This window comes from Calothrix sp. UHCC 0171 (assembly GCF_034931845.1).
Taxonomy (GTDB): domain Bacteria; phylum Cyanobacteriota; class Cyanobacteriia; order Cyanobacteriales; family Nostocaceae; genus Brunnivagina.
In genome coordinates, this window is sequence record NZ_JAYGHN010000020.1 from 95,500 (window position 1) to 113,083 (window position 17,584).

Annotated in this window: 15 protein-coding genes; 8 read left to right on the forward strand and 7 right to left on the reverse strand. The window is 40.2% G+C overall.

All coding sequences use genetic code 11. The features are described 5' to 3' along the window. Positions 1–181: 181 nt before the first annotated feature. Complete coding sequence (locus tag VB733_RS16220) at positions 182–787, forward strand: VWA domain-containing protein (protein ID WP_323341094.1); 606 nt, start codon at positions 182–184, stop codon at positions 785–787. 297 nt (positions 788–1,084) lie between these two features. On the opposite strand, the gene VB733_RS16225 is transcribed toward VB733_RS16220, so the two are convergent. After that, entirely contained in the window at positions 1,085–1,747 is a 663-nt protein-coding gene (locus VB733_RS16225) for a hypothetical protein (protein WP_323341095.1), read from the reverse strand. A gap of 87 nt (positions 1,748–1,834) precedes the next feature. On the opposite strand from VB733_RS16225, the gene VB733_RS16230 reads away from it, so the two are divergent. Further along, entirely contained in the window at positions 1,835–2,206 is a 372-nt protein-coding gene (locus VB733_RS16230) for a salt stress protein, Slr1339 family (RefSeq protein ID WP_323341096.1), read from the forward strand. 122 nt (positions 2,207–2,328) lie between these two features. Here the strand turns inward: VB733_RS16230 and VB733_RS16235 are convergent, their stop codons facing one another. The 4 genes from VB733_RS16235 to VB733_RS16250 form a co-directional block, all read right to left on the reverse strand. Further along, positions 2,329–2,673, reverse strand: coding sequence for a helix-turn-helix domain-containing protein (locus VB733_RS16235; RefSeq protein WP_323341097.1), 345 nt, complete (start codon positions 2,671–2,673; stop codon positions 2,329–2,331). A gap of 86 nt (positions 2,674–2,759) precedes the next feature. Beyond that, positions 2,760–3,977, reverse strand: coding sequence for a DUF790 family protein (locus VB733_RS16240; protein WP_323341098.1), 1,218 nt, complete (start codon positions 3,975–3,977; stop codon positions 2,760–2,762). 21 nt (positions 3,978–3,998) lie between these two features. Beyond that, entirely contained in the window at positions 3,999–5,540 is a 1,542-nt protein-coding gene (locus tag VB733_RS16245; protein WP_323341099.1) for a DEAD/DEAH box helicase, read from the reverse strand. 86 nt (positions 5,541–5,626) lie between these two features. After that, on the reverse strand, positions 5,627–6,952 hold the full coding sequence (locus tag VB733_RS16250) for a proton extrusion protein PcxA (RefSeq protein ID WP_323341100.1): 1,326 nt from the start codon (positions 6,950–6,952) through the stop codon (positions 5,627–5,629). Between the two features lie 90 nt (positions 6,953–7,042). On the opposite strand from VB733_RS16250, the gene VB733_RS16255 reads away from it, so the two are divergent. Both VB733_RS16255 and msrA read left to right on the forward strand, forming a co-directional pair. Continuing rightward, positions 7,043–9,208: a recombinase family protein gene (locus tag VB733_RS16255; RefSeq protein WP_323341101.1), complete on the forward strand. Its 2,166-nt coding sequence runs from the start codon at positions 7,043–7,045 to the stop codon at positions 9,206–9,208. Positions 9,209–9,319: 111 nt separating this feature from the next. Then, positions 9,320–9,976, forward strand: coding sequence for a peptide-methionine (S)-S-oxide reductase MsrA (msrA, locus tag VB733_RS16260; RefSeq protein ID WP_323341102.1), 657 nt, complete (start codon positions 9,320–9,322; stop codon positions 9,974–9,976). A gap of 185 nt (positions 9,977–10,161) precedes the next feature. Here the strand turns inward: msrA and VB733_RS16265 are convergent, their stop codons facing one another. Next, the gene (locus VB733_RS16265) at positions 10,162–11,358 is read right to left on the reverse strand and encodes a serine/threonine-protein kinase (protein WP_323341111.1); all 1,197 of its coding nucleotides are present in this window, start codon (positions 11,356–11,358) and stop codon (positions 10,162–10,164) included. A gap of 432 nt (positions 11,359–11,790) precedes the next feature. Here VB733_RS16265 and VB733_RS16270 point away from each other — a divergent pair, with 432 nt between their 5' ends. After that, entirely contained in the window at positions 11,791–13,326 is a 1,536-nt protein-coding gene (locus VB733_RS16270) for a gamma-glutamyltransferase (RefSeq protein ID WP_323341103.1), read from the forward strand. Positions 13,327–13,363: 37 nt separating this feature from the next. On the opposite strand, the gene VB733_RS16275 is transcribed toward VB733_RS16270, so the two are convergent. Further along, a complete protein-coding gene (locus tag VB733_RS16275; RefSeq protein WP_323341104.1) occupies positions 13,364–13,747 on the reverse strand; it encodes a hypothetical protein in 384 nt (127 codons plus the stop codon). A gap of 581 nt (positions 13,748–14,328) precedes the next feature. Here VB733_RS16275 and VB733_RS16280 point away from each other — a divergent pair. The 3 genes from VB733_RS16280 (at position 14,329) to VB733_RS16290 (ending at position 17,467) form a co-directional block, all read left to right on the forward strand. Further along, positions 14,329–15,399 (forward strand): hypothetical protein, encoded by a 1,071-nt coding sequence (locus VB733_RS16280; RefSeq protein WP_323341105.1) that lies wholly within the window; start codon positions 14,329–14,331, stop codon positions 15,397–15,399. Between the two features lie 429 nt (positions 15,400–15,828). Continuing rightward, the gene (locus VB733_RS16285) at positions 15,829–16,947 is read left to right on the forward strand and encodes an outer membrane beta-barrel protein (RefSeq protein WP_323341106.1); all 1,119 of its coding nucleotides are present in this window, start codon (positions 15,829–15,831) and stop codon (positions 16,945–16,947) included. A gap of 289 nt (positions 16,948–17,236) precedes the next feature. Further along, complete coding sequence (locus VB733_RS16290; protein ID WP_323341107.1) at positions 17,237–17,467, forward strand: hypothetical protein; 231 nt, start codon at positions 17,237–17,239, stop codon at positions 17,465–17,467. Positions 17,468–17,584: the final 117 nt, after the last annotated feature.

Below are 17,584 nucleotides of genomic sequence, written 5' to 3' on the forward strand. Positions count from 1 at the left end.
CGTGGTTAATTGTTGGGGGCTAATTATGTACTGAATAAATACTTGATAGTTTTTGGTATATGGTTCATAATTACCGTTTTTTAATATGTGATTAAATGTGATTAATCATGTATCTCCTGACTATTATTTATTCATTCATCACTAACTATTAGCTGTTAATACTTAAAAGGAGAAAATAACAATGTTAGAAAATCGAGATTATACTCTCATTATTGATAAAAGTGGTAGCATGGCGACTCCTGACCAAAAAGGTGGTAAAAATCGTTGGTCAGCTGCCCAAGAATCAACTTTTGCATTAGCAAGTAAATGTGAACAATTCGACCCAGATGGGATTACCATTTATCTTTTTTCCGGCAAATTTAAGCGTTACGATAATGTTACTTCCAGTAAAGTATCGCAAATTTTTATGGAAAATGACCCTTCGGGAACTACAGATTTAGCTTCTGTTTTAAAACATGCGACAGACAATTATTTCCAGCGTAAAAATGCTGGACAAACTAAACCGAACGGTGAAACAATTTTAGTGATTACAGATGGTGAGCCTGACGATCGCAAGGCTGTAATGCGCGTGATTATTGAGGCTTCGCGGAAGATGGAACGTGATGAGGAATTAGGAATTTCATTTATTCAAGTTGGTACAGACCCCCAAGCAATGCGTTTTTTGAAGGTGCTGGATGACGAATTGCAAAGTGCTGGTGCAAAGTTCGATATTTGTGACACGATTACAATGGAAGATATGGAGGATATGAGTTTATCGGAAATACTTCTAAATGCGATTACTGATTAGTTTTAGAGTTAGAATTTGAATTTTAAGCTGAAGACAGGATAGATGGGGCGACAACCGCCCCCCAATCCCTACGATTTCTAAAGTTGAGCAAATCATGGTAAAAATAACCTGAATTCGTGATAAGCTAAGATAGGAGTTGTAATATTACTTTGTTCAAATTTAAGAACAATTCCTTGAACCCAACTGATAGTTTTTCTGTTATTGCAGCTAAAACCAAGCCCCCTCCAAATAGGAAATACAAAAATTTTTAGGTTCGACGAATTGCAAGCCTTCTTAATTCAAATTGAAACAAAACTCTTAAGCAGAACTCAGGTTATATTCACGCCATAATTGTAAACCATATACTATCCATGAACCTTGAAGCTTATTGCATGAAGTAATAAATTTCTGAGATTTATTTCTTTTTTGTTTAATCCAGATATAAAAATCTGGTTCAGCCCCATATTCGACCATGAGAATTGCTTGATAACGTCCACTAAAATCCAAGACAGCATGACGCAAGTAGCAATTTTTAAATTCAAAAAAAAAGGCAAATTTACGAACTATAGTTAAATCCTTTGTTGTCAGTTCAATCCGAATTACTTGACTACCTGTAAACGCAAATACACATCCCAACCCTGCTAAAAATGTAAAACCAGCAATAGCATTCCCGAAACTCCCTGTTTTGATTAAACTCTCAATAGCCGTTAAAATTGCCAAAGCAAACATGAAATAGCCCAATAGCACCGCTATATTTCTACCAATACTAGAACGCTGAGGTAAAAAAATGATGCTGCGATCGCTCTTATCTGTTAATGTTAAATTTAGTTCTGGATTGGGAATGCGCCACCGCCAAATTTCACTATTCGCCTGAGATTCCTGCTGGTAATCTGTTACAGCTTCTTCTTTACTGATGCGACGTGATTGTCCAAATAGCTGTCCTATATGTGCTATTAATGTGAAAATCCTAAGTATATCCATACAAAAAGGTAAATTTATATACAGCGATAAATAAACCTATTATATGGTTGTTGGTACAATTAGCCACAGTATATTCAACTATCTAACATGGATGAGATTGATAAATTACTCCAAGAGTTACAACAAGAGTATTCTGAAAATAAACCAAAACCGCAGTCACCAAATTATCCCAAATCGACTCAATCTACTCCAGTGAATTCTGGGGTTGATAAAATGCTGAATGATATCAAAGCTGATTTTGAGGAGAAAGATTTAGCGGAGAAATTGCAGCAACAGCAGTTAATTGAAGCGGAAAGAATTCGCCAAAAACAAGCTTTGGAAAAAACAGCGAAGCTCTGGTTAGAAAAGTTAGAACCTTTATCTCAAGAGGGACTTTGGTTTGATAAGTTTGCTGAGGGTTATCCATCAAAGTTAGCGGCTGCTATTGAATATTTACAAGGTTTGGAAACTGAGTCTTAGATGAGTGCGGGAGATGGGGAGATGGGGAGACGCGGAGAGAAAAATAAATGATTAATAAATAATAAATTGAAAAAATCATGAAAAAATCTAGGTGAAATCAACACTATTGAATCATACTAATACTAATCACTTTGATTGTTGATTTTTGAATATTGTACACCCCATTCATGCATGGCATAAAGAAGAGGTTTGAGAGTTTCTCCCAGAGGCGTGAGGGAATATTCGACTTTGGGTGGAATTTGTGGATAAACTTCACGATGAATAATCCCATCATCTTCTAATTCGCGAAGTTGTTGAGTTAGCATTTTTTGAGTAATTCCTGATAATGCACGTTGTAACTCACCAAAACGCTTGATATCTAGCATTAATTCGCGAATAATGAGAACTTTCCAGCGTCCACCAATTACTTTTAAAGTTGATTCAACTTCACATGTAAGTCTATCGTGATGTTCTGCGTTAGCGTGCATAATTTTTTTTAATTTACTGTCTAAAATTCTGACACATAATTCCCATCATAGCTGTAGATATTTTAAATTGAAAAATTAACCAAAACTTAATCTAAAACAGCTAAAACAGCTTTTGGTAATAATTTATCTTTAAACCAAATAATTTTTGCCGGAACATCATTTAATTTCACCCCAGCTTTTTCTAAATTCAATCTTTCGGAAATAGCCAATATTAAATTATCACAACCAGAACGCCTAACTTGAGAGAATTTTTTTTGTAAATACTCTGGTCGCCAATATCCCACAATCTCTAATAAATAGCTTCTACCATCGGGATGAACTAGGCGAAAATCAGGTATCATGACGCTACCTGGAATCGGAATTAAATCGACTTCCCTTTCTAATTCCCACTGGCTCTTCAAGGAGTCCCATTTATCAGCAAATGAAGCTTCTATCATGCTATCGTAGGGCTTTCCAGGTGGATAATGGGTGACTAAACCGCAGTCAGCCGAATTCAGGGCAAATCTTCCTGTTTTCCAAGTATTGCTGTAGAAATCGCGGGTTTGTAATGTCGCTGCCAGACTCCATTTTGTCACATGGAGTAAAGCTGGAATTAGTTTGGCGATCGCAAGTCCGTAGCGTGTACTAGGATTAAATAAGCTAACTGGACCATCTATGGTAATTGTAAATCCTTTGTCGGCATCTCCTTCGATATAAGCCATTAATTGAAATAGCTTTAAATAGCGAAATAAAAGTTTATATTCTCCGGGATTATTACGGTGGGCGTTGATGAGTAGTTGACTGGCTTTGTAGAAGATTCCTTGTACTTGGGAAAGGTTGTAGCGATGTAATATATCTTCTGGGTTAGGTTGCTCAAAGCTTGTCATGATGCGATTTTCAAATAAATCAGCATACAAGCCAGTTTTTACTTGTTCTGGTAAAACTTCCCGTTCGAGTTCTTGGGTTAATTCATCGGCAATTCGAGTCAGTGTAGTGGGCGATTGTTGTAAACTGGGGATTGATTTTGCTGCCAGGGCAAAAACTCTTTCTCTTAATAGTTGTGGTTCGAGGGGACTTACTATTTCAAAGGTGGAAAAACTGCTTTTGAGGATATAAGCCAAGCCTCTTTTGATGCGGTAATCAGTGTCTTCTCCTTCTAACTCTGATAGTTGTCTTTCTAATTCACCTTGGGTTTTGCCGAGCATATTTTGAAAACATGCGATTAATTCGCTGGCTAATCCGAGATTTTTGGCTTCAATTTTAAGCCGTTTGGGAATGATTTGTTCGCCATTTTGGCGGTAGATGAGTAAGTCGGTGGGAAGCATTTTAAAGTTGGGAATGAGGAATTAAAATTTGGGATTGTCGTCACTATCTTCAGATTCAACGGAGTTATCTTGCCATAATCCTAATTGTTCGGCAGCACGTTGTGTTTTCTGCTGCTTAGTTCCATAAACCACATGCAAATTCCCTTTTTTCTCGGCTTGATTTTCTTCTCTCTGGGTTTTCTGTGCTTCATTATCCCGAAAACCTCTCCTCCTCACCGAAGTTCCTTCCTCACTCGTATCCTCAGCAATTACTTCATACAAAATCGCTTGTTTATTCACCTCTTGCCCCTTCCTTAACACCCTGCCCAAACGTTGCGTATATTCCCGTGCGGAAGCTGTACCTGAGAGAATGATGGCAATTCTGGCTGCGGGAACATCAACACCCTCATTCAACACATGGGATGCTACCAAACTTTTATATGCACCTTCGCGAAATTTAGTTAAGATTTCGTGTCTCTCCTTGACAGGTGTTTGGTGGGTAATTGCCGGAATTAAAAACTCATTGGAGATTTTATATACAGTGGCATTATCAGCCGTAAAAATGAGAATTCTATCGGGAAAATGTTCCCCTAATAAATCTGCAAGAATGCGAATCTTCCCATCCGTACCCAAAGCAATTTCCTTAGCTTGGCGATGGGCTAACATTGCCTTTCTTCCCGCTTGACTTCGGGCACTTGCCATGACAAATTGCTGCCAGCCCTGAAGACTACCAAGAGATATCTTTGACTCTCGCAAAAAATCATTACGAATTTTAATTAAATTTTTGTATCTTTCCCGTTCCAATGGCGATAACTTCACCTTAATTTGGACTATTTCATGTTCCGCCAGTGCCTTCCCAGCCAAATCTTCGGCACGTTTGCGATATACCTCCCTACCAATCAAAATATTTAAATCGGCATGTTTCCCATCACTCCGCTCAGGAGTCGCAGACAAACCCAAGCGATAAGGAGCGATCGCATATTCGGCAATGACTCTGTTAAAATCAGTTGGCAGGTGATGACACTCATCAAAAATGATGAAAGCGTACATATTCCCTAAGGTTTCTGCATGTATTGCGGCACTGTCATATGTTGCCACCAAAATTGGACTTTTATCCCGTGAGCCTCCCCCCAATAAGCCAATATCCGCATCGGGAAAGGCAGCTTTGAGATGTGCATACCACTGATGCATCAAATCCAACGTTGGCACCACAATTAAAGTTGTTCGTGGTGTCGATTGCATTGCCATTTGGGCTAAATATGTCTTCCCCGCAGCCGTCGGTAAGACAACAACACCTTGCCTACCCGCCAACTTCCAAGCTGCTAAAGCCTCATTTTGATGGGGATAGGGTTCCATTTCCAAACTAGCTAACAACTCTAGTGGATAGAAAGCCTTGGCATCATCTAAATAATCAGTCCCCTCAGCTTGTAAAGATTCTACCAAAGGTCGATATTGAATTGCCGGGATGCGGAATTTTTCGACTCTGTCATCCCACGTCGCAAAGTCAGTCCAAGCTTTGCCACGCGGTGGTGGATGCAAAATTAATGTGCCGCGATCGAATGTTAAAGTAGGGGTGCGAGGCATGTCCGCGATGCTGCTTGATGCAGTTGAAAACTAGCTATTGACTACTTAACTACTAATAGCGCAAAAAGTGTGCAGACGATTCACTTCTATTCATTCATATTCCGATAAGTTGCCACTGCCGAAGGGGAAACACGATTTAAATAACGGAATATCCAATATTTAAAAATAGTATCTAAAATTACAGGGAATGTCGCAATGAATAGGTAAATAAAGTTATGACTTCCTGGTAATCCCCAATGTCGTGATACTCCTTCGAGAATTACTTCCCAACCATGAGGTGAGTGAAATCCCACAAAGATATCGGTGAACAGAATAATAATAAATGCCTTGGCACTATCGCTTAAACCGTAAACAACATGGTCTAAAAAGTCTTTAAAAATAGCTATTTCTCGCTTACTAATTAATAATAGCCAAATAAAGGCAAGAACGGACATCATATCAGAAAAAACATTTTTAATCGCATTCCGACTTTCTCCTCGATATTCATCGGCAATCTCACGAGCTTTGTCCTTAACTTTGACTTCTATTTCTGCTGCTGATAGGGGAGAACTTAGTCCAATTAAATTTTGAAAATTGAGCCTTGCTTCATATCTTTGTAACTCAACTAATGCTTCTTCCTCCATTTCTTCATTAATGAAAATATTCAGCGTTTGTTGATTGCGAAAATGGTCAACTATTGGACCCACAACAAAGGCTTTAGAAAGCTGATGTACCAGAATGGGAATAATAATTAGTAAGAGGATAAATCTAACTGAAATAATGGTGCGGCGTTGAGCTTTGCGGAAATTTTGGACAACATCTTGTTCGGCATTGGGGTCTAATTCTACCTGAATTCTGCTAATTGTACTTAATATTGAACGGGGTAAAACTCCTGTTGTATTAGTTTTGCTACGTTGACTATTATTGTTATTTTTATTAACTGCTACATTTTGTAATGTACTATGTGATTGTACTATTTTCCCCGGTTCACCTAGCTGATTCTCTGCTGCTGTGGAAAAGTTTTCCGTGATATCAAAATCATCACCTTCATCTATATATTTTGTCGTAATTGTATCGATTATTTGTAACTTTTCTAAAACTTCTGCGGCTGTAATTAATTCCACACCATATTTTTTTGCACCTTTTTGATTCGATTCACTGAAAAAGATGCGACTATAGTTAAATTCAGTGAGCCGCATTCTGACAATTTTGAGTTGTTGGCGTAACTCCGATGCAAAAAAAATATTGACACTCCCAGATGTTGTCAAGTCAATGTTAATTTTATTACCATTAAAATGTTCATCTTCGATTTTTTTGATTTTTAATGCAGCCGCATATGCTTCGTATAATGAACGTTGTGGTGTTTGTAAATACCACTTATAAACAGAGACTAAATACAAGTAAATTTTTTGACTGAGACTGGGGTTATTCATCGCAAACAATTATCCAGCATTATTTTGATGTTTGATTAACCTAAATGTGAATTTAAGAGTTATGCTAACAAATTAGCAAGGAGAAGGTTCGTGACTTTAGATTCGCTGTGGATTGTTGGTCCAAGTCGCTGTGGGAAAACAACTCGCTTGGTAGAACAGTTTTGTATTTGGGTACAAGGTGCAAATCACAGTCAGGATTTATTTTATACTATAAATTCTGTTGAGAGTAGCAAGAGTTTTATACCGCGTCGAGTGTTTCTACACCCTAATAATCCAGGTGTTTTAATGTTTGCTGCTAATAGTGATAATCAACGTGAACTTAACGATAAAATCATGACATCAACTCAGGGAAAACACCCAATTAGGGTGAAAACTCCCTTAGGTTTTTTTCAGGATGAAGTAATTTTATATTTTCCTTTATTAGTTAAATTATTAAATTTAAAAGCGCAATTTCCAGTACGGTTACGCCCAGAAACAGAGCAAGAATTAGCGACAAAATTGTGGAAAAATTATCTCACCGATGATATTTTGCGACGGGCGGGGGTGAATGAATATCGTTTGGTACGAAGAATTCTCGACTTGTTGCAGTTAGCTGCTTTGAGTGGTACGGCTTGTGAGGAAATTGGTAATGTTTTAGCAACGGCATTACAGCAAGAAAGTAATTCCCATTTGGAAGCGGATTTTTTGGCTGACTTGCTATTGGAGTGGCGTAATTGGTGTTTACAACGGGGATTTTTAAGCTACGGGATTATTACAGAACTATACAGCCAGCATTTATTACCAAATCCCAGTTATCAACAGAGGTTGGTGCAGCGATATCAGGCAATACTAGCGGATGATGTTGGCGATTATCCCGCGATCGCCCGTAATTTGTTTGAGGTACTCTTAGATCAGGGTGTAGTGGGGGCATTTAGTTACAATCCTGATGGGGTGGTGCGGTTGGGATTGGGTGCAGACCCGAAGTATGTGGAAGGGTTAGCAGCAAGATGTGAAGTGGAAACCTTGACGCAGCGACATGTAAAGAGTCTAGGGGATGTTTTAGCGACTCCGATAATTGAACTCATCACTGAACCAATGACATTATTGAGTTTACCAGATACAGTCCAGTCCATGGAAACGATGTCGCGGGCATTGTTATTGCGTCAAACCGCCGAGATGATAGTCAAGGCAGTCAAAGAAAAGCTTGTGGAGCCTAAAGATATTGTTATTATTGCACCTGGTTTAGATGCGATCGCTCGATATTCTCTGGTGGAAATCCTCAGCAAACAAAATATTTTCCTACATTCACTCAATGACCAAAGACCTTTGATTGCATCGCCCATTGTCCGGGCTTTACTAACCCTGGTAGCTTTAGTTTATCCTGGTTTGGGACGTTGGGTAGATCGGGATGCGGTTGCCGAAATGTTGGTGGTTTTGAGTCGAGGGAATTTGCAGAGGGAAGGAGAGGGGAAAATCGACCCAGTGCGTGCTGGTATAATTGCCGACTACTGCTTTGTCCCCCATCCTGACCAACCCGACTTACTTGCTGCGACTGCATTCGACCGTTGGGATCGATTGGGTTTTGCGGCTACAACAGCCTATGGTGATATTTTGCAGTGGATTCAGGAAAAGCGGGGTCGAGTGGTAGCACGTTTACTGCCGAGTCCAATTTCCTTGATATATACAGCAATTGAAAAGTTCTTTCTCAATGGCAGTATTTTACCTTACGACCAGTTAGCTGTATTGCGGGAATTACTGGAAACGGCACAGCATTATTGGGAAATTGATACTAGATTGCGCCCTCAAGAAATTGGCAAGGAAACGGAATTGTCTCAGTCAACAATTGCCGAATTTATCCAATTACTACGACGGGGCACTGTTTCCGCAAATCCATACCCCATGCGTCCCCTGGGTTTAGCTGCCAATGCCGTGACGTTGGCGACCATATTTCAATACCGTGCCAGTCGCAAATCCCATAAATGGCATTTTTGGCTAGATATTGGTTCTCCCTTGTGGGCAAAAGGTGGTGCGGCAACCTTGTTTGGTGCGAATATATTTCTACGCGATCGCTTGGGACAACCTTGGACGGCGGAGGATGAAACTATTGCTGAACATCAACGAATCAAGCGAATTTTAGCCGATTTATTGGCGCGAGTTTCCGAAAGATTATATCTATGCCATAGCGAATTGGCGGTAAATGGACAAGAACAATTAGGTCCATTATTACCTTTGGTTAATGCTTGTGTTTCTGTGGTGAATGAAGCTATCGAAGTTTAAAATTCTCAGCAGATTCTTACTTGGCGATCGCTTTATACTCACATTCCCTTGGCAAAAGTCTCTACAATATTAAGTAAAGTAACAAATATAAACAAATACCAGGGAGTTCAGATGATATTCGGATTTGGTAAAAAACTCAGCTTGCCGAAACCCGAGGAAGCGTTACCGGGACGCAGTCAAAAAATGCCAGTTCCCGCCAGCCACTTTGTCAATGGCAACCCTCTCCAACCTCCTTTCCCTGAGGGAATGGAAACCGCCATGTTTGGTATGGGTTGTTTTTGGGGAGCGGAACGTAAATTTTGGCAGTTGAATGGTGTATTTAGCACTGCCGTCGGCTATGCTGCTGGTTATACTCCCAATCCCACATACAAGGAAGTATGTTCGGGGATGACTGGTCATAATGAAGTGGTATTGGTGGTATTTGACCCCACAGTAATTAGTTATACGGAAATTCTGAAAACATTCTGGGAAAACCACAACCCCACCCAAGGAATGCGCCAGGGCAATGATGTGGGAACTCAATACCGTTCAGGGATTTACACATATTCCCCGGAACAAAAGCAACTTGCCGAGACTTCACGGAAGATGTATCAGGAAGCACTTATTTCTTCTGGTTACGGAGAAATTACCACAGAAATTTTGGATGCACCGGAATTTTATTACGCCGAAGATTATCATCAGCAATATTTAGCCAAGAATCCCGGTGGTTACTGTGGTTTAGGTGGGACTAACGTTGCTTGTCCGGTGGGATTGATGCAGCAGTCTTAGAGTTGTGAATGGTTAATGGGTATTAGGAGATTTCCAGGAAATAATGTACCGAAAATTCTTGTAGTGTGGAGAGGAGTTTCCGGGGAGATATTCTTCACGGAAAACTCCGGGGCATCTTGCCCACTACAGCAACAACAAGATGGGTAATTTGTTTTTCGCAAATCACCTTAACTAACCATTAACTATTAAAAAACATGAAGTAATGCCGCCAGAGCCACTGCCCACAATATCATGCTAAAGGGTGCGCCAATGAGTAGACCGGCGATCGCCCATCCACGTTGATGTTGTTTAAAATGTTCGATACTGCGCCAACGTCTACTTTTCCAAGCCCATTCATTACCTTTAGCACCAAGTAAGATTGCCATAATCAAGCCAATAGATGGGAAGAAACACAATAACCCAATCCAAACTTGATTCGTCCACAGCCAACACCAAGGCATGAGGAAAGCACCCCAATTCCAGCCCAAAATTTCGTCGGGTATGGTTTCGTTATTATTTTGAATCCCGCATCCAGAATTATTCAATGCCTGTTGACGTGGTGGTAGTTTGTTGACATTCACCAACTGTAAACCTAAACCAGATTTTAGCGATTCTAAAGCTAGGGATGCAGTTGCGAAGCGGTTTTCGGGTGCGGGTTCCGTTAATTTTTGTAACCAAGCTAGAAAATGGGGACTCAAGTTTACCAAATGGCTAAATTGGATGCGTAAGTCGCGCTGGGGTAACTCCGCCGGAGGAATTCCCGTGAGTAAATGGATGAGGGTTGCGCCCAATGCATACAAATCGGAGGCGGGTACAGCTTTGCCACCAAATTGTTCCATCGGTGCATATCCATAGGTTCCCACCACAGTAAAAGTCACACCTTCTTTGATAGCTTTGTCTTGAACCGCACCAAAATCAATTAAATATATGCGATTATCTGCCCCTAACATTAAATTGCTGGGTTTTACATCACGGTGCAACACTACAGGGTTCAATTCGTGGAGATAAATTAATATCTTTAAAATATCAATAGCAATTTTTCGAGCTTGCTTTTCCGTAAAACGTTGATGCTTTGCTAATTTCTCCTTGAGAGACTCCCCAGGAATATATTCCTCAACCAACCCAAACCATAAACTGCGATCGTCAATACAAAAATAATCTATATATTGGGGGATGCGAGGATGTTGAAGTTGTTTGAGGATTTGCGCTTCCCGTTCAAATAGTTTCAAATCATCCCATTGCACAGCACCACCAAATGCTAGCAATTTGACTACAACCCGCGCATCTTTAGCATCTTCCGGTGCTTCTAAATCTTGAGCCAGCCATGTTTGGCGAATACCATTGTTACCAAGTAAACTTTTTAACTGGTAACGATTCTGTAAAATCTGTTCTGTTTCCAGCATCTTACCCTTGCTAATGATGGAGATTGTACGCAGAGAGTTGGTGTAAATTAGTGTTGCTAAATTTATCAACCGATCGCTTATAGTATCCTCAACAATAGCTAAAAACACGAATTTTTAGATATTGTTATTCTCAAGAAACCGGATTTTTCCCCTTTGTAATCAGCAGTATTTTTTATCTACTGCTACAGGTAGATTGTATTTTGATTCAGCAGTACCAATTCTTATATGGTAGCGAGAATCAAGAAAGCTGGGTAGTTTTTCAATAAAGTCCAAAAGCGTAACCCACCATTCTCAGGCATCAAGTAAAAATAAGTAGTGGGGGCATCTTGCGCGAGCTACTTAATTTTTACACAAAAGTTGCAGGTTATTAAGTTCTCATTCCTTAAAGACTGTTGAAGTTAATAATCAAAATAAATCATACATAATTTGACTATGCCATCAGTAAGTATTGCCTCCGGTTCCCAAATATCCGCAGATGCAGGTGCAACGGTAGCGAATCAAGGTGGTAACGCCGTTGATGCTGCCCTTGCTGCGACTCTGGTTGCGATGTGTACAGATTTGGGGGTAATGGCTCCCGGAGCTAGCGGATTTATTAATATTTCCCCACCAGCAGGAGAACCCGTTGTGATTGATGCCTATGCAGAGATGCCAGGACGGGGCTTGGATTTTGAGCGTTTCGGCAAGGGAATGGAGGAGGTATTCTTTGACTATGGTGGTAGTGATGTCGTTAGAACTATGGTTGGCTATGGCACTATTGCCACACCGGGGATTTTTGCTGGTTTGGCAATGGCTAGCCAGAAATATGGCAAGCTGCCCTGGGAAAACATAGTTGCTCCATGTCTGCAATGGGCGGAACAGGGATTTCCTCTTTTGGGAGGGGCGGCAGATTATTTGCTCCATACCCACAAAGCAATCTTTAGCTGGCATCCAGAAAGTTATCGGGCATTGCACCACGATGATGGTAGTCCTTTGGTAGAAGGGGAAATAGTACATATTCCTGGACTGGCAGATAGTTTACGCCTCATTGCTCAGGAAGGTGTCGCTACTTTTTATACTGGGGAATTAGGGCAGCGAATTGTTGCGGAAATCCAAGCCAATCAAGGACTGTTAACGGTGGAAGATTTAGCAGCTTATCGAGCAATTGAGCGATCGCCTATTTGTATTGCTTTTGACGAGTGGGAAATCATCACCAATCCGCCACCAGCAGTCGGTGGAGCTTGTTTGGCGGCGATGTTGTTGTTACTGGAACGCCAATCTTTTCGGGAATGGAATCCCCAAATGGTGCAAAAACTAGCAGAAATTCAGCAGGCTGTATTGGAGTATCGCCAACATTATCTACATGAAGATAATTCCCTGGCGGAAGTTACACAACTGCTGGAATTAGCCGGGATGGGGAATCATCAAAAGTTATTAAAATCACCCTCAACTATCCATATTTCCACGGTAGACAGTGACGGCATGGCTTGTTCTGTCACCGCTTCTGCTGGTTATGGTTCCGGGGTGATGGTTTCCGGTACTGGGTTGTGGTTGAATAATTCCTTAGGGGAAATGGAACTGCATCCCCAAGGGTTACATGGCTTAACCCCAGGCACTCGTCTTGTTTCCAATATGGCTCCTGCCATTGCTCGCCATCCTGATGGTAGGGTTCTTGCCATTGGCTCTCCCGGTGCTTCGCGAATTACTACCGCGATCGCTCAAGTATTGTTAAATTATCTACATCTGGGAATGTCCTTAGAAGAGGCGATCGCTCATCCTCGACTACATTATGAGGTGTTAGAAAAATTACCAACTATCGTTTTAGAAACTGGGGTGACTGTAGGGGAAATAGAGGGATTTATTACCCATGAATTTCCAGGGTTATCGATGTATTTTGGCGGTGTGCAAGCTGCCTTGTGGAGTCCGCGAATGGGTTTGTCGGCAGCAGCAGACCCCCGTCGTGCTGGAGGTGTGGCATATTGCTCAGAGTAGCGCAGATAGCGCCACTACAAAAGTTTACAATTGTGGTTTAAGTTTTGTTGATAAATTTCTCCGCTTGGGCGATCGCATATTCAAATTCTTCTTTGCTACTGACTTCTACTTCTAATTCTCTACCATCAGGTGTTTTAATTTTGACTTTAATCGGTTTATTTCCTAATCTGTCAGAGAGAAAGGCAAATAACTTTTTCAAGTTGGCTGGATTGACTTCCGCCATCAAAATGCCTGTCAGAAAGCTGACTATTGCTTTATGTCTGATGGGTGGGTTGAGATCAACTACTGGTTCTATTGTCTCAACTCCTTCTAGTTCTCGCAGTTCTCTTTGCAAGTTTTGTACTTGTTCTGCATTTTCTTCGTCGTTCAAGTCAGGGTCGTTAAAATCGATAGTTAACAGGAGGTTGGGTGATTCTGTCATGGTTGCCACCGGAAGTTATAGTATTTTGATTACGGCATTACAATAATTAATACCAGTTGTGAATACAAATTTTCCGAGAATTTGATAATCAAAAGTTCACCATCACTTCTTGCAGATGCTCTTTGTCAGATTTTTTGGAAAAAGTTTGCATATTTTCACGAGGAGAACCCGTTATTATAGAGGAGACGTTCTAGTGGGGATTTGGTGGTTTGTACTGAGTTCTCACTATGCCCACCATGCTTGCTCATTTCCCCCTCTGCAAGTTTGGTGGGCTTTTCAATTTTTATTTTGCGAATAAAAACTGAGTTATCCGGACTTGATATGAGATATGGGGAAATTAGATTGGTTGAGAATTTATACTGATGATGAAGCATAAGCCCTGGGGATTATTCTGCAAAGAAGCAAGCCCTATCTAGAGAGAATTGTTTTCGGGAATGTGATGATTAGATTTGTATTTAACATAGATGTCAAAGTCTTTTATCTTCAAGAGATTGGTAGTAATGTGTCAGAATTCAGAACTTAAAAAAACTAATTTGAAAACAAATTATTAATTTATCTTTGAGAAGTATAGGTGTGAAGTGATGAAGAAAAAAGTTAGTTTGTTAGCTGTGAGTCTGGCTGTATTTTGTTTTAGTCCAGTCATGGCGCAGCAAAATCCGGAGTTGACGCGGGCAGAGGTATATAAATTAGCTAATTTAGTCGATTTGTTGTTGTCCAATCAAGCACCACGTAAAGCCAAGGTTAAGGATGCATTGCGTCCTCTGGATGCATTGCAAACTAAGCAAAATTCGCTGGCGGAGTTACTGTTTAATGAGGGTTCGTTTTTGCGGGTTGGTTCTAAGGCGATATTTAGGTTTAAACCCGGTTTAAGACGGATTCAGCTTAAAAATGGTCAAGTGGTAGCTGAGACTATATTTGAACTGCAAAGTGGGACTGTGGTTGCCATTACACCTCCTGGAAGTGGGGGGACAACGGTTGAGGTTCCAGGAAAGACTAGGGTAGAGGCGAATATGAGTGAGTTACCATCACAAACGGAGGCTTTATATTCCAAAAATGATGGTAGTGCTTTTTCTATGACTGCCTACGAAAGTCAAGATATGGTTGTTGTTTCCAATTTGGGAGTTCCCATTAAGGTTTTTAGTGGTGATGGTCAACAATTTAAAATTTTACAACCTGGACAAACGATTGATGTTAAAAATGGTGTTTTGGGTGAGGTAAGAACTTTTGATTTGAGTCGTTTTTATGCTACCACTAAGTTGGCAGCAGGTTTGGGACCAGGGCAGGAAGGTTTGCTTGTAAATGAATCTCCCCAGGTTCAAGAAACTTTTAGATTAGTTAGAAAGGATACGATCGCTGCTTGGAAAGCACAGCAAGATTGGATTGAGGGATTATGTAGTATAAATGGTCGTGGTGTTTCGAGTACGCTATCGACTAATTGTATCAATACTAATTCTGATGAGCCATTGCGGGGGTTTGAGGATAGAAGGGATGTGACTGTACCGGAAAGAAGGCGTGAAGTGCCACAACCACAACCTGAGCCTGAACCACAACCGCAACCGGAGCTACAGCCACAACCACAACCACAGCCTGAACCACAACCACAACTGGAACCACAGCAAGTACCACCACAACAAAACAACTTTAACCAGTAATTTTGGGGATAGTATTTAGTGCAACCGCAAACATTTAGTGGTTCGCCAATTCAGAATTGACAGGTGGAGATTTTTGTGACTGCAAAGTTACTTTGATGAACTACTAGATAAAAGTTGCGGAGTCAAAATATGGATTTGTATTACACAGAGAGTAATTATGTACAGAGGTAAGTAAAAACCGCACATATAGATGCAGGCTAGTTAGGAATCATCTAAAAATAAGTAGTGCAAGCGTCTCGCTTACTATTTCCCAAAGTGGGCAAGACTTCGGCATGAAAGCCTCAGTCTAACGCTATTTATTTTTACACGAATACTTATCCTAAGGAATGGGTTTTAGCATCTGTATATCCCTAAATTTCAATCTAAGATACTGCATCTGTTTCGTGACTCTTAATTTCTAATATTCTTTCAGATTCTGAGGTTTAATTTATGCGCGTTTATTCAATTACTTTTTATTCTTTAATGACTTTGCTCCTATGGGATATGCATTATGTTGCGGCGGCTGAGGTGGAGACAACAACGACATCGCCAAACATAGTAGAATCAGATGTGGCAAATGCGATCGCCAATGTTACTGAACCAGTTGCACCTCCGGAAAGAATATTGGATGAGATGGGGACGCGAACAGAAGTTGGAGGATTTACTTTACCAGCCAACTTCGACGGAGGCGGAAAAATTGGTAGTGATTACCTCACACAAGCATTACCCAATCTTGGAGAGCCAAATAATCCAGCTATTTTCCCAGATGCGGAACCTTTGAGTGAGAAGGAAGTCGAAGAGGAATTAGGGGAAATTAGATATATCAAACCACGCCCGGTGAAACAACCACCACAACCGCGTCAACCTAATGTGCAGCTATTATTACGTTCTTCGACATTTTCGAGTTCCAATATTACGGCTGTTGATTTCCTCAAACGCAGTGATACTGTGTTTGTAAATAGTGCAACTCTGCTAGCAACTCCCAAACTTGGGGAGGATACTCGCTTGGTTGCTTCAGCGACGGGAGGTTTAACGAGGTTTGCAACCAAGGATGATTTTAACTATAACTTCCTGAGTTTTAATGCCGGAGTGCAGCAGCGACTAGCTCCGGGTATGTATGCACAATTGGGATGGGTACAAGATAGACTTTATAATCAAGATAGAGGCGATCGCATTTTACTCGATGATTCTGTGCGTTTTACTATTGGCAGACAAGACCAATTAAGTCAAAGATTGCGACTAGATTCATTTTACGATTTGCGTGCTAGTTTTTCTGAACCGAAGGCACAAAGTCGTGTAGCTAATTCCTTGGGTGCGCGTTTGCGTTATGATTTGACTCCTAAGTTACAAGGTGCTTTAGATTATCGTTTAACTTTGAAAGATTATACAAATCAAGATAGATTTGATACGCAGCATCAAGTGGGTGTTGATTTAATTTATAACGTGAATCAAGATTTGTTTGTTGGTAGTTATGCCTCTTATTTGTTTGGCTCGTCTTCTGCCAGTTCAATTGATTTCAATAATTTCTCTGTGGGTGTAAATGTTGGGTTGAATATATCTTTGTTTTGATTTTATTCTGGAACTGAAATAGCTATAGATAGATATTATTCTTCTATATATCTTGGTGCTGACAATATCAAGAATATCAAGGTAAATATTTTTACAAACTCTATCTAGAAATGCGATCGCATTTCTATTTGATTTGTATAGATGTGAGTAGTTGAGAAGATAATTTCCAGACTTTGATATAACTACTTACGTAAACCTTAAATTTGTGAGTTTTTGATGAAATAAACCTGCATATCTCCCCTATCTCAGACCTATTGAATATTAAAGATAGGTAAAGTGAGTGGAGAAAATGAAGGCGAAATCTATATTAATTATTATAATTTCGATGATGACAGCAGGAATATTTGCTGGCATTTATAACTATACAGAAAACAATCCATTTTTCAATATTTCGACTGATACGAATCAAGTAGTTGTAAACTTCCAACAACAAGATTTACAACTTAGTTTGAAACTGCGTACTCCTCCGAAAAGAGGATTACCAAATCGTCGTGAAGTTGGAGGTACTCGTTTTGGTTAATTCTTAAGTATGAAACTGATTAATTACTAAAATTATCTCCACTATCACCAAATATCTGGAATTATGAGTAAAAAAAATCATAGAAACCCGGTTTTCCCAGGAACCGGGTTTTTTTAA